Annotated in this window: 26 protein-coding genes; 11 read left to right on the plus strand and 15 right to left on the minus strand. The window is 66.2% G+C overall.

Translation table 11 applies throughout. The features are described 5' to 3' along the window. Window positions 1–38 precede the first annotated feature (38 nt). The 6 genes from argF to NA5_RS16460 all read right to left on the minus strand — a co-directional run bounded on the left by argF (window position 39) and on the right by NA5_RS16460 (window position 6,344). A complete protein-coding gene (gene argF / locus NA5_RS16435) occupies window positions 39–1,013 on the minus strand; it encodes an ornithine carbamoyltransferase (protein WP_062986715.1) in 975 nt (324 codons plus the stop codon). After that, window positions 1,010–2,224 carry an acetylornithine transaminase gene (locus NA5_RS16440; protein ID WP_062986717.1) on the minus strand — a complete coding sequence of 405 codons (1,215 nt, stop codon included), beginning with the start codon at window positions 2,222–2,224 and terminating at the stop codon, window positions 1,010–1,012. The genes argF and NA5_RS16440 overlap by 4 nt, the downstream gene beginning before the upstream one ends. Continuing rightward, window positions 2,221–3,156, minus strand: coding sequence for an acetylglutamate kinase (gene argB / locus NA5_RS16445; protein ID WP_062986719.1), 936 nt, complete (start codon window positions 3,154–3,156; stop codon window positions 2,221–2,223). Before argB ends, NA5_RS16440 begins: the two co-directional genes overlap by 4 nt. After that, a complete protein-coding gene (gene argJ, locus NA5_RS16450) occupies window positions 3,153–4,370 on the minus strand; it encodes a bifunctional glutamate N-acetyltransferase/amino-acid acetyltransferase ArgJ (protein ID WP_062986721.1) in 1,218 nt (405 codons plus the stop codon). Before argJ ends, argB begins: the two co-directional genes overlap by 4 nt. Further along, a complete protein-coding gene (gene argC, locus NA5_RS16455) occupies window positions 4,367–5,425 on the minus strand; it encodes an N-acetyl-gamma-glutamyl-phosphate reductase (RefSeq protein WP_062986723.1) in 1,059 nt (352 codons plus the stop codon). Before argC ends, argJ begins: the two co-directional genes overlap by 4 nt. Before the next feature lie 214 nt (window positions 5,426–5,639). Beyond that, entirely contained in the window at window positions 5,640–6,344 is a 705-nt protein-coding gene (locus NA5_RS16460) for an ArsR/SmtB family transcription factor (RefSeq protein WP_062987195.1), read from the minus strand. Between the two features lie 142 nt (window positions 6,345–6,486). Here NA5_RS16460 and NA5_RS16465 point away from each other — a divergent pair, with 142 nt between their 5' ends. The 5 genes from NA5_RS16465 to NA5_RS16480 are packed head-to-tail and all read left to right on the plus strand — an operon-like array spanning window position 6,487 to window position 9,668. After that, window positions 6,487–7,056, plus strand: a complete 570-nt coding sequence (locus NA5_RS16465) for a dihydrofolate reductase family protein (RefSeq protein ID WP_062986725.1) — start codon at window positions 6,487–6,489, stop codon at window positions 7,054–7,056. 9 nt (window positions 7,057–7,065) lie between these two features. Further along, a complete protein-coding gene (locus NA5_RS41810) occupies window positions 7,066–7,407 on the plus strand; it encodes a YciI family protein (protein ID WP_062986727.1) in 342 nt (113 codons plus the stop codon). Further along, window positions 7,404–8,624 carry an RNA polymerase sigma factor gene (locus NA5_RS16475; protein ID WP_062986729.1) on the plus strand — a complete coding sequence of 407 codons (1,221 nt, stop codon included), beginning with the start codon at window positions 7,404–7,406 and terminating at the stop codon, window positions 8,622–8,624. Before NA5_RS41810 ends, NA5_RS16475 begins: the two co-directional genes overlap by 4 nt. Before the next feature lie 37 nt (window positions 8,625–8,661). Further along, a complete protein-coding gene (locus tag NA5_RS42860) occupies window positions 8,662–8,796 on the plus strand; it encodes a hypothetical protein (protein WP_281201719.1) in 135 nt (44 codons plus the stop codon). Then, window positions 8,793–9,668 (plus strand): NAD-dependent epimerase/dehydratase family protein, encoded by an 876-nt coding sequence (locus NA5_RS16480; RefSeq protein WP_218020101.1) that lies wholly within the window; start codon window positions 8,793–8,795, stop codon window positions 9,666–9,668. Before NA5_RS42860 ends, NA5_RS16480 begins: the two co-directional genes overlap by 4 nt. A gap of 40 nt (window positions 9,669–9,708) precedes the next feature. Here the strand turns inward: NA5_RS16480 and NA5_RS16485 are convergent, their stop codons facing one another. Continuing rightward, a complete protein-coding gene (locus NA5_RS16485; protein ID WP_062986731.1) occupies window positions 9,709–10,461 on the minus strand; it encodes an SDR family oxidoreductase in 753 nt (250 codons plus the stop codon). 110 nt (window positions 10,462–10,571) lie between these two features. Here NA5_RS16485 and NA5_RS16490 point away from each other — a divergent pair, with 110 nt between their 5' ends. Further along, entirely contained in the window at window positions 10,572–11,474 is a 903-nt protein-coding gene (locus NA5_RS16490; protein WP_062986733.1) for a LysR family transcriptional regulator, read from the plus strand. A 166-nt stretch (window positions 11,475–11,640) separates the two neighbouring features. Here NA5_RS16490 and NA5_RS16495 read toward each other — a convergent pair whose 3' ends face one another. Beyond that, window positions 11,641–12,132 carry a pyridoxamine 5'-phosphate oxidase family protein gene (locus NA5_RS16495; protein ID WP_062987197.1) on the minus strand — a complete coding sequence of 164 codons (492 nt, stop codon included), beginning with the start codon at window positions 12,130–12,132 and terminating at the stop codon, window positions 11,641–11,643. Between the two features lie 63 nt (window positions 12,133–12,195). On the opposite strand from NA5_RS16495, the gene NA5_RS16500 reads away from it, so the two are divergent. Further along, window positions 12,196–13,176, plus strand: a complete 981-nt coding sequence (locus NA5_RS16500; RefSeq protein WP_062986735.1) for a helix-turn-helix transcriptional regulator — start codon at window positions 12,196–12,198, stop codon at window positions 13,174–13,176. A 23-nt stretch (window positions 13,177–13,199) separates the two neighbouring features. Here the strand turns inward: NA5_RS16500 and NA5_RS16505 are convergent, their stop codons facing one another. Next, window positions 13,200–14,354: an epoxide hydrolase family protein gene (locus NA5_RS16505; RefSeq protein WP_062987198.1), complete on the minus strand. Its 1,155-nt coding sequence runs from the start codon at window positions 14,352–14,354 to the stop codon at window positions 13,200–13,202. 63 nt (window positions 14,355–14,417) lie between these two features. Here NA5_RS16505 and NA5_RS16510 point away from each other — a divergent pair, with 63 nt between their 5' ends. Beyond that, window positions 14,418–15,380: a helix-turn-helix transcriptional regulator gene (locus NA5_RS16510; RefSeq protein WP_062986737.1), complete on the plus strand. Its 963-nt coding sequence runs from the start codon at window positions 14,418–14,420 to the stop codon at window positions 15,378–15,380. Window positions 15,381–15,416: 36 nt separating this feature from the next. Here the strand turns inward: NA5_RS16510 and NA5_RS16515 are convergent, their stop codons facing one another. Genes NA5_RS16515 through NA5_RS16530 form a run of 4 tightly spaced genes read right to left on the minus strand, consistent with a single transcriptional unit; the run spans window position 15,417 to window position 20,406 of the window. After that, a complete protein-coding gene (locus tag NA5_RS16515; RefSeq protein ID WP_062986740.1) occupies window positions 15,417–16,868 on the minus strand; it encodes a GntP family permease in 1,452 nt (483 codons plus the stop codon). Between the two features lie 11 nt (window positions 16,869–16,879). Further along, a complete protein-coding gene (locus NA5_RS16520) occupies window positions 16,880–17,497 on the minus strand; it encodes a bifunctional 4-hydroxy-2-oxoglutarate aldolase/2-dehydro-3-deoxy-phosphogluconate aldolase (RefSeq protein ID WP_062986742.1) in 618 nt (205 codons plus the stop codon). 5 nt (window positions 17,498–17,502) lie between these two features. Further along, a complete protein-coding gene (locus NA5_RS16525; RefSeq protein WP_062986744.1) occupies window positions 17,503–19,113 on the minus strand; it encodes an N-acyl-D-amino-acid deacylase family protein in 1,611 nt (536 codons plus the stop codon). Between the two features lie 9 nt (window positions 19,114–19,122). Beyond that, entirely contained in the window at window positions 19,123–20,406 is a 1,284-nt protein-coding gene (locus NA5_RS16530) for a type III PLP-dependent enzyme domain-containing protein (protein ID WP_062986746.1), read from the minus strand. 88 nt (window positions 20,407–20,494) lie between these two features. On the opposite strand from NA5_RS16530, the gene NA5_RS16535 reads away from it, so the two are divergent. Genes NA5_RS16535 through NA5_RS16545 form a run of 3 tightly spaced genes read left to right on the plus strand, consistent with a single transcriptional unit; the run spans window position 20,495 to window position 22,816 of the window. Continuing rightward, entirely contained in the window at window positions 20,495–21,592 is a 1,098-nt protein-coding gene (locus tag NA5_RS16535; RefSeq protein WP_245672260.1) for a sugar kinase, read from the plus strand. 49 nt (window positions 21,593–21,641) lie between these two features. Beyond that, entirely contained in the window at window positions 21,642–22,412 is a 771-nt protein-coding gene (locus NA5_RS16540; RefSeq protein WP_062986748.1) for an IclR family transcriptional regulator, read from the plus strand. After that, window positions 22,409–22,816, plus strand: a complete 408-nt coding sequence (locus tag NA5_RS16545) for a RidA family protein (RefSeq protein WP_062986750.1) — start codon at window positions 22,409–22,411, stop codon at window positions 22,814–22,816. Before NA5_RS16540 ends, NA5_RS16545 begins: the two co-directional genes overlap by 4 nt. Window positions 22,817–22,902: 86 nt before the next feature. Here NA5_RS16545 and ppc read toward each other — a convergent pair whose 3' ends face one another. Continuing rightward, window positions 22,903–25,674, minus strand: coding sequence for a phosphoenolpyruvate carboxylase (gene ppc, locus NA5_RS16550; RefSeq protein ID WP_062986753.1), 2,772 nt, complete (start codon window positions 25,672–25,674; stop codon window positions 22,903–22,905). Between the two features lie 102 nt (window positions 25,675–25,776). After that, window positions 25,777–26,196: a VOC family protein gene (locus tag NA5_RS16555; protein ID WP_062986755.1), complete on the minus strand. Its 420-nt coding sequence runs from the start codon at window positions 26,194–26,196 to the stop codon at window positions 25,777–25,779. Window positions 26,197–26,274: the final 78 nt, after the last annotated feature.

The raw sequence follows: 26,274 nt of genomic DNA on the forward strand, positions 1-26,274 counted from the left end.
CGCCTTCGAGCCTGTCACTCCCGCGGCACCACAGACACTCACCGCGCCTCACCTCGCTTGGCCAACAACCACACCAGCAGTGCCTTCTGCGCATGCAGCCGGTTTTCCGCCTCGTCCCACACCACACTATGCGGTCCGTCTAGCACCTCATCGGTGATCTCCTCACCGCGATGCGCCGGAAGACAATGCAGCACAACGGCATCCGGCTGCGCCTTGGCAAGCAGATCGTCGTTGAGCTGGAACGGACGGAACGGGCCGACGCGATCGAGACCGTCGTTCTCCTGCCCCATGGAGGTCCAGGTGTCGGTCACCAGAGCATCGGCACCCGCCGCGGCGGCGACCGGATCGCCGGTGAGGGTGATGGTCGCACCGGTCTCGGCGGCCCGCTTGCGCGCGGCCTCCAGAATCCACGGCAGCGGCTCGAAACCCGTTGGCGCGGCGATGGTTATGTTCAGCCCGGCGGTCACACCACCGAGCAGCAGCGAGTGCGCCATATTGTTCGCACCGTCACCGAAGTAGGTGAGGTTGCGTCCGACCAGACTGCCCTTGCGCTCGACGAGCGTCTGCAGATCGGCGAGCACCTGACAGGGGTGGAACTCGTTGGACAACGCGTTGACGATCGGAACCGTTGCGGTGGCGGCCATTTCGTCGAGTCGCACCTGTTCGAAGGTGCGCCACACGATCGCATCGACATAGCGTGAGAGCACCTTGCCGGTATCGCCGAGCGTCTCCTCGCGTCCGAGCTGGGTGTCGCGACCGTCGACCACCACCGCGTGCCCGCCGAGCTGCGCGATACCCATTTCGAACGAGAACCGCGTGCGGGTGGAGTTCTTCTCGAAGATCACCCCGACCCCGCGCGGACCTTCCAACGGTCGGCGCGCGAACGGATCCTTCTTCAATTCCGCTGCGAGCGCGAGGATTTCGGCCTGCTCAGCAGGGCTGACGTCATCGTCGCGCAGGAAGTGCCGGACCGGGCCGCCCCTCGTGGAATCGCTCGGCGATTGTGTACTCATTTGGCCCCCTTGGCGTCCGCGATCGCACCGTCGAGGATCTCGGGCAGATCGCCGACGAAATTGTCGGACTGGGTCTCGGTGAGCACCAGCGGCGGCGCGAGCCGAATGATGTTGGGCTTGGGCGCATTCACCAGATAGCCCGCCTCCCTCGCCCGATTCTCGACCTCGGCCGAGATATCGTCGGTCAGCACGATACCGAGCAACAGGCCCGCGCCGCGCACATGATCGATCAGCGGGTGCTCGAGCAGTTCGATGCCGTCGCTGAGCCGCTTGCCGACGGATTCGACGTGCGCGAGCAGATCGGTCTCATCGATGGTCCGCAGCACCGCCAAAGCCGCAGCGGCACAGACAGCATTGCCGCCGAAGGTGGTGCCGTGCAGGCCGGGCGTCAGCAGATCGGCGGCCGGTCCGGTGGCCAGCACCGCGCCGATCGGCAGTCCGCCGCCGAGCCCCTTGGCGAGGGTGATCACATCCGGAACGATGCCGAATGCCTGATGCGCGTAGAACTTTCCGCACCGGCCGATACCGGTCTGCACCTCGTCGAGCACCAGCAGCGCACCGTGGCGCGCGGTGATCTCGCGTGCCTTCACCAGGTAATCGATGGGCGGCACGACAACGCCGCTCTCCCCCATGATCGGTTCGAGGAATACCGCCGCGGTGTCCTCGTCGACAACCGCCTCGAGCGCCGCCGCATCGCCGTAGGGCACATGGACGACACCGGCGGGCATCGGCTCGAACGGCGTCCGCTTGGACGGCTGTCCGGTGAGCGCGAGCGCGCCCATGGTCCGGCCGTGGAAGGCCTCATCGGTCGCGATGATCTTGGGCCGACCGGTCAGCCGCGCCATTTTGAACGCCGCCTCAATGGCCTCGGTGCCGGAGTTGCAGAAGAACGCGCGTCCGTGGCCGTCGCCGAATTCACCGTCGCCGAAGTGCGCGAGCAGCCGTTCGGCCAGTTCGATGACCGGTTCGTTGGCGTAGATATTCGAGGTGTGGCCCAGCGTGCCGAGCTGCTGGGTAACGGCTTCCAGAATCGCCGGATGGGCGTGACCGAGGCTGTTGACCGCGATACCGCCGAGGAAGTCGATGTAGCGTCTGCCGTCCGCGTCGTAGACCACCGCACCGGCACCGCGCACCAGCGCGACCTTGGGGGTGGCGTAGTTCTTCATCAACGCGGCGGACCACCGCTGTTGCAGCTCTGCTGTGTCACTCATATTTTCGTTCCGTTCAGTGTGTCCGCCGCGCTCGTCGGGAGCGGGGCGGGCGTCACCATCGTTCCGATTCCTTCTCCGGTGAACAGTTCCAACAGCACCGAATGCGGGACCCGACCGTCGATGACATGTGCGGTCGGCACCCCGCCCTGCACGGCGCGCAGGCAGGCTTCCATCTTGGGCACCATGCCCGCATCCAGTCGCGGGAGCAACTCGGCTAGTTCGGCGGCGTCGATGCGCGAGGTGAGCGACGAACGGTCCGGCCAGTTGGTGTACAGGCCCTCGACATCGGTCAGGATCACCAGCTTTTCCGCGCCGATGCCCTCGGCGAGTGCGGCGGCGGCGGTGTCGGCATTGATGTTGTGCACCACGCCGTCGGCGTCCGGGGCAATGGTGGAGACCACCGGAATGCGCCCCGCGCCGATGAGGTCGAGCACGGCGTCGGCGTTCACTTCGGTGACATCGCCGACCAGACCGATATCGGTGGCCTCGCCATCGACATCGACGGTGCGCCGGGTCGCGGTGAACAGCCGCGCGTCCTCACCGGAGATGCCGACCGCGTACGGACCGTGCGCGTTGACCAGCCCGACGAGTTCGCGCCCGACCTGACCGAACAGCACCATCCGCACCACGTCCATCACCTCGGGTGTGGTGACGCGGAAGCCGCCGCGGAATTCGCCTTGTAGACCGAGCTTTTTCAGCATCGCGCTGATCTGCGGTCCGCCGCCGTGCACCACCACCGGATGTACGCCGACGGTGCGCAGGAACGCCATATCGGCGGCGAAGGCCTGTTTGAGCTCCGCATCGATCATCGCGTTGCCGCCGTATTTGACGACCACGATCTTGTCGCGGAACTTCTGCAGCCACGGCAACGCGTCGGCGAGGACGTGCGCCTTGTCCAATGCCGAAAGTTCCTGCACCGCATCGCTGGTCATGAGCTATAGGCCGAATTCTCTTCGACATAGCCGTGCGACAGGTCGGTGGTGCGCACGGTGGCGGTTCCGTCACCGACATTCAGTTCGATCCGCACCTCGATATCGGTGCCGGACAGGTCGACCTCGCGCGCACCTGGCGCGCCGACGCTGTCCACGCAGACCGGATTTCCGTTGAACGACACCGAGATCCGGTTCGGATCCAAGGTGATCGGGGCGATGCCGACGGCGGCGAGCACCCGGCCCCAGTTCGGGTCGGAACCGAACAGCGCGGTCTTGACCAGACTGTCGCGGGCGACGGCGCGCGCCGCGATCAGCGCCTCGTCCTCGGAGACCGCACCGGCGACGGTGATCAGCACCCGCTTGGTCACGCCCTCCGCGTCGGCCATCAGTTGGGCGGCCAGATCGTCACAGACCGCGAGCACCGCGGCATCGAGGTCTTGCTGTGACGGCGCGACCTCGCTCGCCCCGTTGGCGAGCAGCAGCACGGTGTCATTGGTGGAGCAGGAGCCGTCGACATCGAGCCGATCGAAGGTGAGCCGAGTCGCGTTGCGCAGTGCGCGATCCAGTTGTTCGGCGCTCGCGGCGGCATCGGTGGTGAGCACCACCAGCATGGTGGCCAGCGACGGTGCGAGCATGCCAGCTCCCTTGGCCATGCCGCCGACATTCCACTTGTCGCGGTGGTGGAAGGCAGCTTCCTTGGGCACGGTGTCGGTGGTCATGATCGCGTGTGCCGCATCGAGTCCGCCGGACAGGCCGCCGCCCATTTCGTGCACGATCTCGGTGACGGCCGGTACGACCTTGTCCATCGGCAGCCGATCGCCGATCAAACCCGTTGAGCAGACCGCGATTTCGCCCGCGCCGGTTTCGGTGCCCCAATTGCTCAGCGCCTTGGCCAATTCCTCGGCGGTCCGGTGGGTGTCCTGGAATCCGCCCGGACCGGTACAGGCATTGGCCCCACCGGAATTCAGGATCACCGCGCGCAACCGGCCACCGGTGAGCACCTGCTGCGACCACAGCACCGGTGCGGCCTTCACCTGGTTGCGGGTGAACACACCAGCGGCCGCGTATTCCGGCCCCTCGTTGAATACCAGTGCCAGATCGGGTTTGCCGCTGGCCTTGATGCCCGCGGCGATGCCCGCCGCCCGGAAGCCGAGCGGTGCGGTCACGCCCTGGCTCCGGACCAGTTTTCCTTCCGAGGTTTCGATCGTCGTCACGGTGCCACTCCTACGGTGGAAAGTCCTGCGGTCTCGTCGAATCCGACGGCCAGATTCATGGATTGCACCGCGGCGCCAGCGGTGCCCTTGGTCAGGTTGTCGATCGCGCCGATCACCACGAGCAGTCCGGCGTCGGCATCCACCGCGACCTGGAGGGTGACGGCGTTGGAGCCGAGCACCGAACCCGTCTGCGGCAGTGTGCCTTCCGGCAGCAACTGCACGAATGGTTCATCGGCGTAAGCCTTTTCATAGACCGCGCGAGCCTGTTCGGCATCGACTCGGGTCGGGGCCGTGCAGGTCGCGAGGATGCCGCGCGGCATCGGCGCCAGCACCGGGGTGAACGATACGGCGACCTCACTACCACCGGCGGCCTGCAGGTTCTGCGCGATCTCCGGGGTGTGCCGATGTGCGCCCGCGATGCCGTAGGCCCGCACCGAACCCATCACCTCGGAGCCGAGCAGACCGATATCGAGTTTGCGGCCAGCGCCCGAAGTACCGCTCACCGCAACCACATTCACCTTCGGTTCGATGATTCCGGCGGCGATCGCCGGTGCCAGCGCGAGACTCGCGACCGTGGGATAGCAACCGGGAACGGCGATCCGGCGCGCGCCGCGCAGCCGGTCACGTCCGCCCGGCAGCTCCGGCAGGCCGTAGGGCCAGCTGCCCGCGTGGCTGGTGCCGTAATACTTCTCCCAGGCCGACGCATCGGTCAGCCGGAAGTCGGCGCCGCAGTCGATGATCACCGTCGACTCCGGAAGCTGCTCCGCGATGGCAGCGGACTGCCCGTGCGGCAGGCCGAGGAAGACGATATCGTGTCCGGCCAGCTCGTCGAGCGTGGTCGGCGCTAGTACACGATCGGCGAGCGGCAGCAGATGCGGCTGGAGCTCCCCCAGCTTGCTGCCCGCATTCGAGCCCGCGGTCAGTGCGCCGATGACCAGGCGCCCGTCGCGGTAGGCCGGATGGCCCAGCAATAGGCGCAGCACCTCACCACCGGCGTATCCACTCGCACCGGCCACCGCAACCCGCAACACCGGGCTACCCGATGAATCAACCATGTGATGATTATGCACGATTATGCAAGCCCATTCATCAACCGGGTCCTGGCCTACTGCTACCGTCCCACATCACCAGGCGATTCCGCATCGCCCGGGCAGTGATACCCGGGAAGATGGCGGGTCAACCACGTCGATGAGATTCCGCACTCGAAGACATGCTGGAGCACGGCAAGTGTGGCCAGCCGCCGCGCGGATGCGCGAAGCGGGCTCCGGCTCAGGCAACCGTTGCGGGATCGATACCGAGCGTCTCGCGTAAACCGATCTCACCCTTCGATGTGAGACGCACAGCGCGACCGGACCCGATTCGCCGCACCCAATCCAGTGCCTGCAGTCGGCGGCACAACTGCGCTCCCGCGGCACCGCCGAGGTGAGTGCGGCGCTCGGTCCAGTCGAGGCAGGGCCGGGCGGTCGGGCGGCGAGTGCGCAGCGTGTTCGTCTCGATGCCCATCGGCCCCGTCAGCCAGGCCAAACCCGCCTCGGTGAGGGCGAACCCGGTCTCGTCGTCGAGCAGTTCACGCTCGATCATGGCAGCGGTGATCGCGACGCCGAGTCGGCCAGCGAGGTGGTCGTAACAGGTGCGGCCGCGGGCCAGGGCGGCCGCCGCAGTGGACGCGCGGAGCGTCGTGGCCTGCGGACGTACCGGTTCCAGGTGGGCGACCATGGTCTCCAATAACTCGGCGACCTGCGGATCAGCCAGCTGCACATAGCGGTACCTGCCTTGACGGCGTTCGATGAGCAGACCGCCGTCGAACAGCCGGTTCAGATGCTCGGTCGCGGTAGATGGCGCCACCCCGGCATGGCGGGCCAGCTCACCCGCCGTCCAAGCGCGACCGTCGACCAGGGCCAGGCACATATCGGCGCGGGTGCGGTCGGCCAGCAGGGACGCCAGTCCGGCCAGCTCGGCTCCTCGGGTTTGCATCACTCCATGATCGCGCCGAGATATTTCGGCAGGCACCGAAATATCCGACCGATTTCTCTCCGCGATGTCGATCCGCCATAGGGCCGTTCGTGTAGGTGGTGAAGCCGGTAACCGACCGGCCAACGGAAAGGTAGGACTCCCCATGAGCAAGATCATCGCGGTCGAGCACCTCACCCTGGACGGCGTCATGCAGTCCCCCGGCGCGGCCGATGAGGACCCACGGGACGGTTTCCGCCACGGCGGCTGGGCGCATCGCCACGACGACCCGGTGCAGGCCCGGGTGATGGGCGAACATATGGCGACCCATCATGGGGGGCTGTTGCTCGGACGCCGGACCTACGAGCAGTTCTACGGCTACTGGCCGCATCAGACCGACAATCCGTACACCGAGGTACTGAACAAGACCGAGAAGTTCGTCGCATCCCGGACGTTGACCGAACCGTTGCCATGGGAAAACTCCACGCTGCTCGGCGGCGATGTCGTCGCCGCGGTGCGCGGACTGCGGCAGGATCTGGTGGTGCTCGGCAGCGGCAATCTGCTGCAAACGTTGATGCGCCATCATCTCGTCGACGAGTATCTATTGCTGATCCATCCGATCGTGGTCGGCGGCGGGCGGCGGCTGTTCGAGGGCGCGGATCTCGGCGAACTGCGACTCGTCGATAGCGCCACCACCCCCACCGGCGTCGTGATCGCCACCTACCAGCGGGGATGAGGAGGAGTCGTGAAGGAGTATCTGCTCAGCATCTATCAGCCCGACGACACGCCGCCGCCGGACAATCTCGACGAGATCATGCGCGATCTGTACGCGCTGAACGACGAGATGCGTGCCGCGGGCGCCTGGGTTTTCGCCGCGGGCCTGCATGCGCCGAGCACCGCCACCGTGGTGCGGGCCCAAGGCAACGACATGCTCGTCACCGACGGCCCGTACATCGAAACGAAGGAGCACATCGGCGGATTCACCGTCATTCAGGCGGCCGATCTGGACCAAGCGCTCGACTGGGGCAAGAAGATGGCCGCCGTGATCACCTTGCCGATCGAGGTCCGTCCGGTGGCCGATCATTGAGCACCGACGCCGCGATCGCGGCCGTATTCACCGAACACTACGGCCGCGCGGTCGCCAGCCTGATCCGCGTCTTCGGCGATATCACCATCGCCGAGGACGCGGTGCAGGACGCGTTCACCGCCGCCGTACAACGCTGGCCGACCGACGGACTCCCACCGAGCCCGCCCGGCTGGATCATCACCACCGCACGCAACCGAGCCATCGATCGCCTGCGGCGCGAGGCATCTCGCGATGATCGCCATGCCGAGGCCGCACTCCTGCACGCCGACAACGAACCCGACGATATGAGCGCCGTCCAGGACGACCGCCTCCGACTGATCTTCACCTGCTGCCACCCGGCACTATCGCTGAATGCCCAAGTGGCACTGACCTTGCGACTCCTCGGCGGTCTCACCACACCCGAAATCGCGCATGCCTTCCTGACTTCGGAATCGACCATGGCGCAACGCCTCGTCCGCGCCAAGGGCAAGATCCGCGACGCCCGCATCCCCTACCGGCTCCCGCGCGACGCCGACCTGCCCGCCCGCCTGCGCGCGGTACTGGCCGTCATCTATCTCATCTTCACCGAGGGCCATACCGCCAGCTCGGGCGATCGGCTGATACGCACCGACCTGTGCACCGAGGCAATCCGCTTGGGGCGCTTACTCATCGAGTTGATGCCTGACGAACCGGAAGTACATGGACTGCTCGCGCTGATGCTGCTCACCGAATCGCGCCGCGCCGCACGCACCGCACCGGACGGGTCGCTCGTGCCGCTTCGCGAGCAAGACCGTCACCGTTGGGACCGCGCCCTCATCACCGAAGGCCACGCCCTGGTCCGAGAGTGCCTGCGCCGCAACCAACCCGGCCCCTACCAGATCCAGGCCGCGATCAACGCCGTGCACGCCGACGCCCCCGACCCGGAATCCACCGACTGGCAACAAATCCTGCAACTCTACGACCAATTGGCCGCCATAGCACCGACTCCGGTGGTGGCGCTGAACCGCGCGGTGGCGGTCGGTGAAGTCCACGGGCCTGATGCGGCGCTCCCGCTGCTCTTTATAATCGATCTACCGAATCACCATCTCTACCACGCGATCCGCGCCGACCTCCTACGCCGACTCGGCCGCACCGCAGAGGCAATTCAGGCCTACGACGCCGCCATCGCCCGCACAGACAACACCGCAGAACAGACCTTTCTGCGGCGCCGCAGGGATGAGCTCGCCTCAGCTAACTGATGGCCTGTACAGACCAGGCGGGCTCTAGGCTCGAATGATGCCTGATGCACTGATCGTGGGTGGGTCCGGTGTGATCGGATGCGCTATCGCATTGCGGCTGACGGCTGCGGGCTGGCAGGTGCGAGTGACGGGACGCACCCGCCTGCCCGCGACCTCCATACGGCCGGTGTGAGTTTCATCGCCGCGGATCGCGCCGACATACAGCGGGAGTTGGCCGCCGGAGTAGACCTCCTCGTCGACTGCGCCTGCTACACCGCCGACCACGCTCGAGCCCTGGTGGAACTAGCGGCGGAAGCCGGTTCGACGGTACTGCTGTCCAGCAAGGCGGTATACATCGATGCCGCTGGCAACCACGCGAATTCGGATATCGAGCCTCGATTCGACGGCCCACTACACGAAACCGCACCGACAATGCCGCCCGGCGATATCGACTACAACTCCCGCGCTGGTTACGGAGCGAACAAGGTTGCCGCAGAGCAGGTCTCGCTCGACAGCGGCCTCCCCATCACTGTGCTACGACCATCGCGAGTCCATGGAGTGGGCAACCGTCGCCCACGCGAATGGGTCTTCGTAAAGCGAATACTTGATGGGCGCCGCTCGGTCCTGCTGCGCCGCAGAGGCAGTGGGATCGTCCACACCACCGCTGCGGCCAATATCGCGGCTTTGGTCGAAACCGTCGCGCACAATCCCGGCACTCGCATCCTCAACATCGCGGACCCGGACGCTCCGACTGCCCTCGCCATTTCCCGCATCGTCGCCCGTCATCTCGTGCACGATTGGGCCGAGGTCCTGCTCGACGATCAGCCATTGGGCCGCACACCATGGGACTCGGCCCACCCCGTCATCCTCGACACCTCCGCGGCCGCCGCACTCGGCTATCAACCGGTCGGCGACTACGCGACAACCGTTGCCGCGCAACTCGACTGGCTGATGTCCGCGGCAAGATCCGGCGATCCCTCGCGAATCCTGCCCGCTGACAACGATCCATACTTCCGCCGGTTCTTCGACTATCCAGCAGAAGACGAGTTCCTGGCTGGGCGGTGATCCGACCGCTCAGCGCAATGGTGAATCCGACTGGTGATGTTCATGCCAGGCGGCCTCCGCCGTCGATGTGGAGGGTGGTGCCGGTCAGGAATGGGTTGGTGAGGGCTAGCAGGGCGGCGGCAGAGATGTCGGATGGTCGGCCGAATCGGCGGGCGGGGTTGGCGGCGGCGACGGTGGTGAGGAACGGTTGTTTGTCCGCGCCCAATCCGTCCCAGGATCCGGAATCGACAATGCCCGGGGACAATGCGTTCACGCGGATCGGGGCGAGTTCGACCGCGAGCGCTTCGGCGAGGAAGCTCACCGCGCCGTTGGCGGTTGCCATGACCGACCGTCCTGGCGCGGGCCGCCAAGCCGCGACGCCGGAGAACAAGAGGATCGCTCCCTCGCCGCGGATTCGGGTGGCGAAGTGCTTGGCGAGCAGGATCGGGCCGATGACCTTCGCATCGAAAGCCCGTGTGACCGCGGTTCGATCCAACTGCGTGACCGGACCATTGGCGTGTGCGGCGGCCACCGAGACCAGGTAGTCCAGATCGCCGATCTGCTCGGCGAGCAGGCGGATCGAATCCTCATCGTTCAAGTCGACGGTCGCACCGAGCACTCGCGATCCCAGCGCGGCCGCGTCGAGAACACCCTCGTCCGCAATACGGGCGACCGCGCCATCGACGACCTCGCGGTCCCGGCCCGCGAGCACGACATGTGCCCCCGCAGCGAGAGCGTCCGCGGCGATCTGCCGCCCGATTCCGGAACCTCCCCCGATGACGAGCAGCTTCTTTCCATTCATCGCATCCGACATGTCTTGTCTCCTCCGTAGTGGTTGCCTTTCATCGAGATCGAACGTGGTCCGACTGCCCGGCAATCCCGTCGCGTCATGAATCTTTTCTGGCTTTTCGATAGAATTTACGAATGGCAACATTGCGCGCCCTGGAATGCCTTGTCGCGGTGCTGGATTGCGGTTCCGTGACCGAAGCCGCCGCGCGCCTGCACATGTCGCAGCCCGCCCTTTCACATCAGCTCGCGGCGTTGGAACGCGAAATCGGCACGCCGGTGGTGCAGCGGCTGCCACGCGGCGTACGCCCGACCGCGGCTGGTCGCGCGATCGTCGCGGACGCGCGGGCCGCGCTCGCCGCCGCGGAACGCGTCGTTCATACGGGCCGCGCCGTCGCCGCGGGCACCGACGGACAACTTCGCATCGGTTGCGCGGAGAGCATGACGGCCGGACTGCTGGCACCGGTCCTCCGTGCCTGGCATCGGCGGTATCCGGGTATCTACCTCGCATTGACGGAACAATCGAGCGCCGACGCACTGGCCGAACTGGCCGTATCGGGCCAGGTGGATATCGCCGTCGGCCCACAGCCTTCGCGCTGGGACGGGTCTCTGGATGTCATCGGCGAAGAGGAGATCGTCGCGGCCCTACCAGCCGCCGAAAACTCAAGTGCGGCGATAGCTTTCGATGATTTAGCACGCCAACCGATAGTGCATTATCACCCGGACAACGGCCTCGGTACCTGGCTCGACGAGATCGCCGCCCACCACGGTGTCACGCTCACCGCGGCAACCCGCACTCGCCAGGTGACCACCGCGGCCCAGCTGGCGGCCGCCGGACTCGGCATCGCACTGGTCCCGACCACCGCATTGACCGCGTCGTTCAGTGGCGCGGTAGCCAGTTTGAAACCGCATCTGACCCGAAAGGTCGTCGCCATGACCGTTACGCCGAATGATCCACTGGTACAACGCTTCACGGCCGACCTGCGCCGCCGCGGCGTTCCAGTTCCGGCGTCGATCGCGGCCCAGCTCACCCGGCGCTGACGGGTCGGTGCCGAGCTCGCCATCGCTCGCACCGCGATGGCGTGGCCCAAGCGCAGTCCGCGTGACCGCACGGCGACCTCCACCCGCAGCGCCGAGACGGCCCGGTAGTGAGCACGCCAACTGCCCAGCCTGCTCACCGCTGACGACCACCCGATACCGACCGCACTCAGTGCTTGCGCACCACCCGCTCCCCCTGCCCGGGCTTCCAGATGGTGATGTCCAGGTGATCGTCGATGACCTGGACGGTGGAGGCGCTGGTCAGGTCTGCGGTGTAGAAGTGGTCGAATTCTTGGTCGCGGATGTCGAATCCGGTTTCGTCGAAGAGTTGTTGGGCGAAGCGGGCGTGTACTTCTTTGTCCGGGAGGTCGGTGACGGTGCCGAAGAGCTTCGCGTCACCGTCGCTGACTTGGGTGTCGACAGTTGCGGTGTGCAGGCAGAAGCGGGGGTCGCGGGCGAGGTCCTTGAATTTGGTGGTGTTCGGCATGCCCGCGATCACCAGCATGCCCTCGAAGATCCGCGGTTCGATGGGGCTGATTCGTGGGAAACCGTCGGAGCGCAGGGTCCCGAGCATGCAGAGATTGCCGGTGGCCTGATGCCGACGAGTGAACACGGCGGCGATGCGTGGGGCTTCTTCGGTGAACTGGCTCCATGTGGTCATGAGGTCGACGGTACGGCCCAAACCTGACACCTTCTGTCAGGTTTTACGGCTAGTCTCGAAATCATGCGAGCGAGTCGACTGGTGCAGCTGTTATTGCTGCTGCAGACCCGCGGCCGGAGCACTGGGCCGGAGCTGGCGCGCGAGTTGGAGGTTTCGGTGCGCACGGTGTACCGAGATATCGAGGCGCTGTCCGCTGCGGGCGTGCCGATCTACAGCGAACCGGGGCGAACCGGCGGCGTGCGGCTGGTCGACGGGTACCGCACCCGGTTGACCGGTCTCACCACCGAGGAAGCCGATGCGGTACTGCTCGCCGGACAACCCGCGGCCGCCGCCGATCTCGGACTCGGCACGGTATTGGCGACCGCGCAGCTCAAGGTGCTCGCCGCACTACCACCCGAATTGCGCGGCCGGGCAACGCGAATCGCGGAACGCGTCCATGTGGACGCGCCGGGCTGGTTCCATCGCCCCGACGAAACACCAACGCTGGCAACGGTCGCCGATGCGCTGTGGCATGATCGGCGACTCGATATCCGTTATCGGCGCAAGGATCGCACCGTCGAACGCCGCCTCGATCCGCTCGGCCTCGTATTGAAGGCCGGGACTTGGTATCTCGTCGCCCGCGACGGATCGGCCATCCGCTCCTATCGCGTCAGCCGGATCGCATCGGCCGAGCAGAACGGCGAAACATTCACGCGGCCAGACGATTTCGATCTGGCGGAGCATTGGTCGGAATCCGCCGACGATTTCGCCCGATCGATGCTGCGCGTGCGGGCCCGCTGCCGGATCGCGGCTACCCAGCTGCGACTGCTCCGGCTGATGAACGAGCCCGCCGCGGTCGCCGAGGCGATGGCATCGGCAACCGAACCGGACGCCGACGGCTGGGTCGAGGTAACCGTTCCGTCGGAGTCCTACGAGGTCCTTGCGGGTGCGATCCTGCCGCTCGGCGAATTCTGCGAGGTTCTCGACCCGCCCGAATTCCGCGACCGGCTCGCCGCGACGGCCTTCGCGATGGCCGAACGCTACCGAGGCCCGCGCGTTTCCTGAGCCAGCCGCACACCCAGCAGCTCTCAGCGCAGCGAGCGGAAGAATGCGCGCACATCGCTGGTCAGCAGGTCCGGCGCCTCCATTGCCGCGAAGTGCCCACCCCGGTCGTATTCGGTCCACCGCACGATATTGTGCTGCCGCTCGGCGAGCACGCGAATGGAGTTGTCACCGGCGAATACCGCTGCCGCAGTGGGCACTCCGGAATTCCGCGCTGGCGTCCCCCACGAGTCCCCCTCCCCATACAGCCTGATCGAGGAGACGAACGTCCTGGTGAACCAATAGAGGCTGACATTGGTCAGCAGCGCATCACGATCCACCGCCTCGTCCGGCAACTCGAGCGCGGGATTGGTCCAGCGCTGAAACAGATCCACGATCCACGACAGCAGACCGGCGGGTGAATCGTGCATGCCGATGGCAAGGGTCTGCGGACGCCCTGCCTGCACCATCGCATAGCCGAACCGGGTGTAGCTCTCGCTCCCGGTGAGTTTGTCCAGCTTCGCCCGATCCTGCGCGCTGTAGTCCGGTTCCGTTCCGTCGCTCCAGGACGGCAGCGTGATCGGCCCGTTCACATGGATGCCGAGCACATGGTCGGTGGCGATCCGCCCCAGTTCGGTCGAGACGAAGAATCCCGCATCGCCGCCTTGCGCCCCGTATCGGTGGTAGCCGAGCCGTTCCATCAGCTTCGCCACCACCTGCGCGTACTGCTCGGTCGAACCGTCCCCGACCTTCGGTCCGACCTCCGAGAAGGCGAATCCCGGCAACGACGGGATGACCAGATGGAACGCATCGGCCGGATCACCGCCGTGCGCCCGCGGATCGCTCAAAGGTCCGATCACATCGAGGAATTCGATGAACGAGCCGGGCCAGCCGTGGCTCAGCACCAGCGGCACGGCATCGGGTTCGGGCGAGCGGACATGCAGGAAATGCACCTGCTGCCCATCGATATCGGTGACGAACTGCGGCAGCTCGTTCAGTCGCGCTTCGACTGCGCGCCAATCGTATTCGGACCGCCAGTACTCTGCGAGGCCCTTCAGATACGAGATCGATACGCCCTTGTCCCAACCGCTGCCCGGGATCTCATCCGGCCACAGGGTATTCGCCAACCGGGCGTGCAGATCATCGATCTGCGCCTGCGGGATCTCGATGCGGAAGGGGCGGATGTCCTGTTCGGTACTCATGAAGGCGACGGTATTACCCACTTAGGACAGCATCGTTCCTAAGTATCTGACATCCTGGATTTCGTGTTGGAGACCTCGGCGCGCCTGCTCAAACTGCTCGCCCTGCTGCAGTCCCACCGCGACTGGACCGGGACCGAACTCGCCGAACGACTCGGCGTCACCGGCCGCACGGTCCGCCGCGATGTGGATCGGCTGCGTGAACTCGGCTACCCGGTGCATGCCACCCAGGGCACCGCGGGCTATCGGCTCGGCGCCGGTGCCGCGCTGCCGCCGCTGCTGCTCGATGACGAGGAGGCCGTCGCGGTGGCGGTCGGCCTGCGCAGCGCCTCCGACGGCACCGTCGCGGGCATCGAGGAGGCGTCGCTGCGCGCGCTCAGCAAACTCGAACAGGTGCTGCCGCCGCGACTGCGCCACCGGGTCCGCACGCTGCGTGGTGCGACGGTCCGGGTCGGGACGCCGGACGCAACAGTCGAACCGGACACCTTGATGGCCGTCGCCGAGGCCTGTCAACGGCACGAACGCCTGCGCTTCGACTATCGCGCGCACAGCGGCGCCACCACCCGTCGTACGGTGGAGCCGCACAGCCTGGTCCATTTCAGCAGGCGCTGGTATCTCGTCGCCTGGGATGTCGATCGCGGTGATTGGCGCACCTTCCGAGCCGACCGCATCTCGCCACGAACACCTACCGGCCCGCGCTTCATGCCGCGTGAAATTCCGGAAGGCGATGTGGCGGCGCACCTTTCGCTACAGTTGTCCGCCCGAGCATGGCCGCATCAAGCAATCGCTCTGCTGCACAAGTCCGCCGAGGATGCCGCGGCGAATGTCTGGCCCGGCATGGGCGCCCTCGAAGCCGTCGACGACCACAGCTGCCAACTGCACGTCGGCGCGGATACCCCGGAGGCACTGGTCTGGATGATCACCTCGGTCGATATCGACTTCACCCTGCTCAGCGGCCCACCCGAACTCGTCGCGGCGATTCGTGCCCAAGCCGACCGCTGCGCCGCCGCCCTCCGGAACTTCGACTGAACTGCCCGCCACCGAGAGCGCCGGGCCGCCCCGAGCTCAGCCGACAATCGCGAACAGCACCGCCGCGACCGCGAAACTCACCACCGACAGCACGGTTTCGAGCACCGTCCAGGTTTGCAGCGTCTGCTTCACCGTCAGGTTGAAGTACTTCGAAATGATCCAGAAGCCACCGTCGTTCACATGGCTGAGGATGATCGAGCCCGCCGCGATCGCCATGGCGATGAGTGCGATGGCCATCTGCGAGTAGCCGTGCCCGGTGACCAGCGGCGCGACAATGCCGCCGGTGGTCACGATGGCGACGGTGGCCGAGCCCTGAGCTATCCGCAGGCCGCAGCTGATGATGTAGGCGAGCACGATCACCGGTAGTCCGGCGGCCGACATGGTGTCGGCGAGTGCGGTGCCGATTCCGGTGGCGGAGATGACCTTTCCGAAGAACGCGCCCGCACCGACCACCAGCAGCAGCATGCCGACCGGCTTCAGCGATTCCGCGGTGAGCGTACTGAGTTCCTGCACACTGGAACCGCGCCGCACACCGAGCAGATAGAAGGCGACGAGCACCGCGATCAGCAGCGCGACAGCGGGTGTGCCGAGGAAAGTGAGCACCTGGAGCAGTCGCGAATCCTTGTCCAGCCATTGAGTGCCGAAGGTCGCACCGAGGATGAGCACCAACGGAATCGCGATGATGCCGCCGATGAGCCCGACCGCGGGTGGCCGGGTCTCGGTGCGCACGGCCTCCGGATCCGTTGCGGTGCCCGGACCTTCGCCCTTGCCCGCAGGCTCGGCCTCCGGCCGCACCAGGAATTCGGCAGGCACCTCGACCTGCACGCGCTTGCCGATGTAGGTGCCCCACACGATGCCCGCGGCAATGAAACCCGGTATGCCGCAGACGAATCCCATGATGATCAGCCAGCCCAGGCTAACCCCGAGCAGACCACCGAGCGCCACCGGGCCTGGATGTGGCGGCAGGAAAGCATGGGTCATGGACAGACCGGCCAGCATCGGCATGGCATACAGCACCAGCGATCGGCCACCGCGCTTGGCGGCCACATAGATCAGCGGCGCGAGCACGAAGATGCCGATATCGAAGAAGACGGGGATGCCGAAGATGAGCCCGAGCAGGCCCATGGCGACCGGTGCGCCCCGCTCACCGAAGATGCCCAACAGCTTGCCGGTCAAGACGTCCGCGCCACCGGAACGTTCGAGGATCGCGCCGAGCACCGTGCCGAGGCCGATAATGACCGCGATATGCCCGAGGATGCCGCCGAAGCCGGTCTCCAGCAGCGAATCACCGGACTTGATCGCCGTACCGACGATCTTCGACACCGGTAGTCCGGCGACCAGCGCCAGCCCGAGTCCGGTGAGCAGTAGCGCGATGAACGGCTCCAGCTTGATCTTGATAATGGCGAACAGCAGTACGGCAATCGCGAGACCGCACAGCACCAGCAAACCGGGTGTGGTGGTGCGCAGCCAGTCGACAGTGGCGCCCATATGGGTACCTCTCAATTCATGGATCGAACGAATGACGCCGCACGCGAGGCGATTTCGGACCATCGGCCCGCGGCGACGTCGGATGGGGCCACGACATCGGTACCCGCGGTCACTGCCACGGCTCCGTTGGCGAGGAATTCGGCGGCATTGCCCGCATTGACGCCCCCGGAGGGAATGAGCGCCACATCGGGCAAGGGACCGCGCAGGTCTTTCAAATAGCCGGGACCGAGCGCCCTGGCGGGGAAGATCTTCACCGCGGCGGCGCCGAGGTCGAGTGCGGTGAGTACCTCGGTGGGCGTGAAAGCGCCCATGACGACCGGAATGTCGCGCTCGGCCGCAACCGCTGCGACCTCCGCGCGCACACCGGGTGTGACGAGGAACCGGGCACCGTTATCGATCGCGGCCTCGGCCTGATCGGCATGCAGTACAGTTCCCACGCCGACGACCGCATCGGGAGCCGATGTGGCGATACGCAGGTAATCGAGCACACCCGGCGTTGTGAAGGTGAGCTCCAAGGTACGAATCCCGGAGCGCGCCAACGCATCAGCGAGCGCCAGCGGATCCGGAATCTCGGCGGCCCGCACCACACTCAGCACGCGGTCGGCGCGCATGACTTCCAGTGCGCTCATGGCATTCAATATGTCTCCTTCCGCGTGCCGTCCATGCGCAGCGCACGCCCGGCGAGCTTGCCGGTGGGCGTGCCGTTCTCGATGGCGAATTCGCCGTTGACCAGCACATGCTGAATGCCGCGCGCCTGCTGCTTCGGGTTGTCGAAGGTCGCGGTATCGACGATGGTCGATGGGTCGAACAGCACGAGATCCGCTGCGTACCCGGTGAATACGTGCCCGCGGTCGCTGAGCCGCAGCCGCTCGGCGGGCCGCCCGGTGAGGTGGTGCACACACTCCTCCAGCCCGAGCACGCCGAGTTCGCGGACGTAATGGCCCAGATAGCGCGGGAAGGTGCCCCAGGCGCGCGGATGCGGCCGATCACCGACGAGCAGTGCATCACTTCCGCCCATATGGACCGGATGCACCATGATCGCGCGCACATTCTCCTCATGCCCGACGTGCTGCAGGATGGTGGTGGCCAATTGGTCTCGGCGCAGCAGATCAAAGAACACCGCGACCGGTGCACGATCGGTATCGGCCGCGATTTCCGCGACGGTCTTGCCGACGTACTCCCCCAGTTCCGCATTCGCGACACCGCTGATCTGAATCGTCTCCCATTCGACCGTGACGCCGTGGCAGCCATCGGAACCATTCACGTTCACGTCCAACGTGATTCGCGCGCGCATCTCGGGATCATCGATGCGGGCCAACGCCGCATCCGGCCCACCGGACATCGCCCAACTCGGCAGCAGCGCCGAAAGTGTGGTGGAGCCGGGCAGATACGGGTAGGTGTCGAGGGTGATATCGCATCCTTCGGCCCTTGCCGCATCGATCAGTGCCAGGAATTCCGCTGCGCGCCCGCGGTTCACGCCGAAGTTCATGGTCGCATGGGTGAGATGCAGTGCACAGCCGGTGCTGCGAGCCAGTCCGATCATCTCGGCGTACGCCGCCAACGCGCCCTTGCCGTAGGAGCGCGTATGGGGTGCGTAGAATCCGCCGTACTCTGCGACGATCTCACACAACGCCGCCAATTCGCCTGTGTCCGCATACATTCCGGGCGTATACGTGAGCCCGCTCGACATACCGACCGCACCCTCGCGCAGACCCTGCGCCAGCAGTTCCCGCATCCGCCGGATCTCCGCCACCGTCGCGGGCCGCTGTTCGCTCCCGACGACCAGCAGCCGCAGCGTGCCCTGCGGTACGAGATAGGCGGCGTTCGGCGTTATGCCCTGATCGAGCCGGTCCAGGTACTGCGCGACCGTGCGCCAGGAGAAGTCCAGATCGGTGGGGTTGCCATTCCACCCGGCGATCTGACGTCGCAGCACCGCCAGGGTGGCGTCATCGATCGGTGCGTAGGAGAGTCCGTCCTGTCCGATGACCTCGGTGGTGACGCCCTGGCTGATCTTCGGGAAATGACCGGGCTCGGTGAGCAGATGCAGATCGGAGTGCGCGTGCATATCAATGAAGCCGGGCGCGAGCACCGAACCGGGTGCATCGATGAACCTGGCCGCCTCGGTGATCGTTCGCGGCTCGGCGATCGCGTTGATCCGTCCGCGATCGATGCCGACATCGGCGCGAAAGCGTGGCGCTCCCGTGCCGTCGATGACATCGATATCGCGAAACACTAAGTCCGTCATGGCCACTCGTCAGAAAAAGGTGTGGACGAGGTCGACGACGCGCGGCCGTTCGGCATCGGCATCGTCGACGACCGGAATCAGCCGCCACTTGTCGAATGCCGTGCACGGATGCGAGAGGCCGAGCCGCACCACACTGCCGACCGGCAGGTCAGCAGCGCCGCCGCCCGGAAGCCGCAGGAAGGTGTGCTGATCATTGAGCGCGCTGACGTGTGCCGCCGGATTCAATGAAACTTCCGGTCCCGCAATGAATTGCGGGACCGGAAGCCCCTCATCGAATGGCAGATCGCGCTTACCGGCATCCAGCAGCGCGAGCTCCGCCTCGGGTCGGGAAACGGTCCGCGCCCACCCGTGCATCGCCGAGCGCAGCGGTCGTTCGCTGCGTGGTGCGGCCAGCGGCGAGATGCCCGCGTAGAAACCGTCGTCGTGAATGATGTACGCACCGGAGCGCAACACCACCGTGGTCGCAACATCTTGCTCCTCGGCGAGTCCGGCCAGACATTCGACGACCAGATCAGGGAAGGCGCTGCCGCCCGCGGTGACGATCGCATCCTGCGGATAGCGTCCCGCGGCCGCGAGTTCGCGGTGTAGGCGGGCGATTTCGTCCAGGTAGTGCCGGACGGCGGCGATCCCGTCCGGGGTGCGATCGTGAGCGAGCGCACCTTCATAGCCGCCGACTCCGGCCAGCGTCAGCCGATCGGCGCGGCCGACCGCCTCGGCGATCGCATGCGCCTGCTCGACCGTGCGTGCGCCGGTACGTCCGTGCGGCCCGCCGAGTTCGACGATCACCCGAATGCGTGCAGCACCCGTCAGGTGCTGCTCCATCAGCGCGACGGTCTCGACACTGTCGACCCAGCAGTAGAATTCGAACTCCGGATCCCGCGCCGATTCCTCGGCGACCCAGCGCAATCCCACCGGATCGACCAGCGCGTTGGCCAGCACGATCCGTCCGACTCCGAAGGATCGGGCCACCTGCACCTGCCACACGGTGGCGAAGGTGATGCCCCAGCTCCCGGCGGCCAACTGCTGTGCCCACAGCTGCGGGGCCATGGTGGTCTTCCCATGCGGCGCCAGGCGCACGCCCGCGGCCGCCGCCCAATCGGCCATGACCGCGACATTCGCCGCGACGGCCGCGCGGTCGACGGTCAATACCGGGGTTTCGAACTCGTCGAGGTACGGCGCGGAGTCCAGGAAGTCGCGAACCGTGCGGCCCCATGCCGCGGGCGGCAGACCCTTGTGCTCGGGCCCGAGCATCCGATCCGCCAGTGCGGCAACGGCTTTCTCATCGATCGCCATGTCGCTCCTTCCCGCGGAATCGCGTCCGCCAAATCATGCCTCTAAGGCATTGCATAATTTGCAACGCTTGTTGCACATCGTGTTTTGTGTGGTTATTCTGCACTGGATGGCCGGTGGCCGCAAGGGCAGAAGGGAGATCGATGTGACGTGGCCTACTACGTCGCCCCGCCCGCGGGCGGTGACCATCGGCGAGGGGCTCGCCGTGCTGGTCGCGCGGCCCGGTCCGCTGGAGGACTCGGAGAACTTCGAGCGAACCGCGGGCGGCGCCGAGGCGAATGTGGCCACCGTGCTCACTCAGCTCGAGGTGTCCGCCGCGTGGATCTCCCGAGTCGGCGATGACGGATTCGGCCGGTACCTGACCGGACATCTCGCGGCGCGCGGCGTGGATGTGTCGGCGGTCGTCATCGATCCCGCGCGTCCGACCGCCGTCTATGTGAAGGAGCGCGGCAGCGGCTCGGGCAAGTCGAACGATCTGGCCGACGGGGCCAGCCGCATGCTGTACTACCGCACCGGTTCCGCCGCCAGCGCACTGTCCACCGCCGATCTGACGGCGGCGGCCGGACTGCTCGAGCGCTGCGACCTCGTGCATTTCACCGGCATCACCCCCGCGCTCTCGGAATCCGCGACCGGATTGACGGAAACCCTTGTCGCACTGCCCCGCCGGGGCAAGTTGGTCAGCTTCGACCTGAATTACCGTCCGGCGCTGTGGGCGGGGCGCGTCGAGCAGGCGGCCGAGGTGTTGGCTGGTCATGTGCGTGGCTGCGATGTGGTGTTCCTCGGTGCGGATGAGGCGGACGCGGTCTTCGGCACCGGTGATGCCGATCGATTGCGCGCACTGTTCCCGGAGCCGCAACACCTGGTGGTCAAGAACAACGAGCATTCGGTAACCGGATTCTCCGGAACCGAGCGCGTCGAAGTTCCCGCCCTGGACCTCGAGATCACCGAGCGGATCGGCGCCGGTGATGCCTTCGCGGGCGGATATCTGGCCGCGCTGCTGCACGGACGCTCGCTGGAGCAGCGGTTGCGTTTCGGGCATCTGTGCGCAGCCGCCGCGCTGACCGGCACCGGCGATGTCGCGGAACTGCCTTCACCCGGCGTCCTGCAGGCGTTGGCGGCGCTCGATGAGTCCGCTTGGGGGCGTGTGCGTTACAGCAGGGATGTCGTAGCAGAGAATGTGGCGTCATGAGCGAGCGAATCGAAGACGCAGCGTCCATGACGATGACGGAGCCACGGTCATGAGTCAGAGTTTGTCGCGCGCCTTGACCATCCTGCTTTCGCTCGGGGAGGATGCGCGCTCGCTCGATCAGCTGGCCGGTGAACTCGGCGTGCACAAGTCGACGGTGCTGCGGCTGCTGCAGACCATGGAGTCGCAGCGCTTCGTCACCCATGACAGCCAGCATCAATACGTCCTCGGCTCCCGGCTTTTCGAACTCGCCAACCGCGCCTTGGAACAGCGTGACGTCCGCACCCTCGCGCGCCCACATCTGAGCGCACTGAATTCCGCTACCGGGCAGACGATTCACCTGGCCACCTACGAATCCGGCGATGCCATCTATATCGACAAGTTCGACGCGATCCAGAGCGTGCGAATGTACTCCCGCATCGGCCGCCAAGCCCCGCTGCACTGCACGGCGGTCGGGAAGGTGCTCGTCGCCGCGCAGCCGCGCGCGGAATGGCGAACGATCGCCGAACGCCTCGACTACCGCAAGTTCACCGACCGCACCATCCGCACCCCGGAGCGCTATCTGGCGGAGCTGGAACTCGTTGCGGCACAGGGCTATGCGGAAGACCACGAGGAACACGAGAGCTTCGTCAATTGCATCGGCGTTCCGGTGCGCGATGGCACCGGGACGGTGGTCGCCGCGGTCTCGATGTCGGTGCCGGACATGCTGCTCGACCACGACCAGGTGTTGGCCGAATTGCCGAGGGTCCGCGCGGCGGCCGACGCCATCTCCGCCGAACTCGGCTGGACTCCCGGCCGTACCGCAACGAAAGGCCAATCATGAGTGAGAAGATCGCCATCCGCACCACCGATGCGCCCGCACCCGCGCACACCTTCTCCCAGGGTGTGCGCAAGGGCCCGTTCGTGCAGGTCTCGGGTCAGGGCCCGGTGGACCCGGCGACGAACGAATACCTCTTCCCCGGTGACGTTGCCGCCCAGACGATTCGGACCCTGCAGAATGTCAAGGCGATCGTCGAGGCGAGCGGCGCCACCTTCGACGATGTGGTGATGCTGCGCGTCTACCTGACCAAGCGCGAGGACTTCGCCGTCATGAACGACGCCTACGGCGACTTCGTCACCGCCAACACCACCGGTGGCGTATTACCCAGCCGCACAACGGTTTTCACCGGCCTTCCGCGAGAGGAAATGCTGGTCGAAATCGATGCGGTCGCCATCGTGTCGTCGTAGCTCGTACCTCCGGCAGCTCGCCGAGCGTAGTCATACGGCGGTCGAATTCGGCGTCGGCGACCACCATTCGACTACATCCGGAAGCACTAACCGGAATTGCGCAGTGCGGTGGCGAGTCCGTTCATGGTCAGCAGGATGCCGCGTTTGACGAGTTCGGAATCGTCGCCCGCCCGCAGCCGCCGCAGCAACTCGACCTGCATCTGGTTCAGCGGCTCGAGATACGGGAAGCGGTTGTGGATCGACTCCGCCAGTGACGGGTTATCGGCGAGCAGGTGATCGTTGCCGGTGATCGCGGCGTGCATGCGGATGGTGCGGGCGTGCTCGTCTCGGATCATCCCGAAGATGTGCTCACGCAAGGTCACATCGTCGACGAGTTCGGCGTACCTGGCGGCGATATCCAGGTCGCTCTTGGCCATGACCTGGGCCAGATTCGACAGCACCGTCCGGAAGAACGGCCAGCGGCGATAGAGGTCGGACAGCACCGCCAAACGGTTGGGATCACCGGCGACCCACTCCTCCAGCGCGGCACCGGTCCCGTACCAGCCCGGCAGCATGACGCGGGCCTGACTCCACGACATCACCCACGGGATGGCCCGCAGATCACTCACCGAATTCGTCGGCTTGCGCGAGGCGGGGCGACTGCCGATATTCAGGTCACCGACCTCGGCGACCGGCGTGGACTGTCGGAAATACTCGACGAACCCCGGTGTTTCGTGCACGAGCCGGGCATACGCCGCGCGAGCACGCGCCGCCAGATCGTCCATGAGGTCATAGGACGGCTCGGCATCGGGACCGAGCCCCTCCACATCGAGCAGTGTCGACTCCAGGGTGCCCGCGATCAACGACTCCAGATTGCGATGCGCCGCACCGGATTCCGCGTACTTGGCCGCGATCACCTCACCCTGCTCGGTCAACCGCAGCGAGCCCCGCACGGCACCGACGGGCTGGGCCAGAATCGCGTCATAGCTGCGCCCGCCACCGCGACCGACCGTGCCACCGCGACCGTGGAAGAGCCGCAGCCGAATTCCGGTCTTGCGCGCCACCTCCACCAGATCCAGCTCCGCACGATAGAGCGCCCAGTTGGCGGCCAGATACCCGCCGTCCTTATTGGAATCGGAGTATCCGAGCATGACCTCCTGACGCATTCCCTTGGCGGCCACCAACTCTCGATACACCGGAACATCGAGCACCGCGGCCAAGGTCGCCGCACCGGCACCCAGATCCTCGATGGTCTCGAACAGCGGCACGATATTCACCGGACAACTCGGCGGGCCTTCCGGCTCGCCGGGATCGAGCAGCCCGCCCTCCTTCAGCAGCAGCGCCGCTTCCAACATATCGCTGACCGAGGTGCACATGCTGATGATGTAGTTCGGCACCGCCTCAGCACCGAAAGTCTGGACGACATCCCTTGCCGCACGGACGATGTCGAGCTCTTTGGCGGCGAGTTCGCTCAACCGCGCATGCGGGCCGAGCAGCGGACGCCGGGTACGCAACTCGGCGGCGAGCAGTTCCACCCGCTCCGACTCGGCGAGACCGGCATAGTCCTGATGCACCCCGGCCCAGGCCAGCAGCTCGGTAACGACCTGTTCGTGCACCTCCGAGTTCTGCCGCATATCCAGGCCCTGCAGATGAAAACCGAATGTCTCGATGGCGTATCGCAGCGCGGCCAGGCGGTCATCGGCGAGCAGACCGTCACCGCTGGCGCGCATCGAGACGTCCACCGCATCCAGGTCGTCGAGTACCGCCTGTGGCGTCGGATAGGCCGGAGCGCCCATATCCAGCCCGTCGGCGGGCAATTCGCCGAGCGCTGCGACTGCCGATGCCGACAGGCGCGCCCGAATCCGATGCAGCGCACGGCGATACGGCTCATCCGAATGCGCCGCTGGATCGGGATAACCGGCCTCGGCCAGTGCGGCCACCTCCGGTGTCACCAGCACCAGCCGCGCCGATTGCGACAGCGACTTCTCCAGCTCCACCAGCTCGTGCAGATACCGTCCGAACGCCACCGCCGACGCCTGCGATGCCGCCTGACGCACGACATCCGCTGTCACATAAGGGTTTCCGTCGCGGTCGCCACCGATCCACGATCCCGGGCGCAGGATCGGCCGCGGCAGCAATTCCGCGCCCGGCCAGCGGGACCGCAGCGCCGCCCGCACTTCCGCATTGATCGCCGGAATAACGTTGAACAATGTGATGTCGTAGTAGCGCAGACCGACCGCGATCTCGTCCTGAATCCGCAAGCGCTGCAATCGAATCAACGCAGTGCGCCACAGCGTCAGCACCTGGCGGCGGATCCGCAGCTCCAGATCCGCACGCGCCCGCTCGGTTTCGGTATAGCGCTGCCGCAATCGCATCAACTCGGTAATGCGGGTCTGCACATCGAAGACGGTGCGGCGGCGGGTTTCGGTCGGATGTGCGGTGATCACCGGCGAGACCAAGGCGTCGGCGAGCAGCTCGGCGACTTCGGTGCCATCCAGTGCCGCCGCATCGAGTTTGCGGTAGGTCGCCGCGAGCGAGGAATCCTGCGGCGGCTCCCCCGCTGCCTCATGCGCCGCCCGCCGCCGATCACGCTGGATATCCTCGGCCAGATTCGCCAACAGCACGAAATAGGTGAATGCGCGGATCAGCGGCAGCGCGACCGCGATATCTACGCCATCCAGCATCTCCGCCACCGCGCTGCGCTCGACCTCCTCGCGGCGCACCCGGAACGCCTCGATCCGCACCCGCTCGATCAGGTCGAAGACCTCGGGGCCCTCGTGATCGCGGATGGTATCGCCGAGGACACCGCCCAAAAACCGAATGTCATCGCGCAGGGGCCGGGTCGCGTCCTGTTCCGTCTCGATCCGCGCTTGGCTCATATTTCGACCCTAGTGCCCGGTGCCACACCATTGGCGGTGACATTCGCCTCGGGCGGTTCTCGCCGATGCCGACCTGCTTCGGCATCGGCGAGTGCGACGGACTCAGCCGAGCAGCTGGGAGAACCGCAGGTGGTTGCCCCACGGATCGCGGAAGCCGCAGTCCCGGACGCCGTACGGCTGGGTGATCGGCTCCTGATCGACATCGACACCCGCGTCGCGCAGCCGGGCGAAGGTGTCGTCGACGGCCTCGATGGTGAAGATCAACGTGCCCTGCGCACCGCTGGCCAGCCGCGCCTCGGCGGCCTCGCGCGCGGCCTCGTTCGGATTCATCTCCGGGTTCTCCAGGATGAATTCGATCCCCGGCTGCGACGCCGGACCGACGGTCAGCCAGCGACCGCCCGGAAACGGCATATCCTGACGGACCTCGAAGCCGATGACATCGCGGTAGAACTCCAGCGCCTTATCCTGATCGCCGACCAGAATGGCGACGTGGGTGAGAGTGAAATCCTTGCCGTTGCTCATTGATATCTCCTTGTGTCGAACGGATCACCAGCAAAGACGGGGAGTCCATCCGGAATTCATCGGTGGTCTCGCGAAAAT

Source organism: Nocardia anaemiae NBRC 100462, from assembly GCF_001612725.1.
Taxonomy (GTDB): domain Bacteria; phylum Actinomycetota; class Actinomycetes; order Mycobacteriales; family Mycobacteriaceae; genus Nocardia; species Nocardia anaemiae.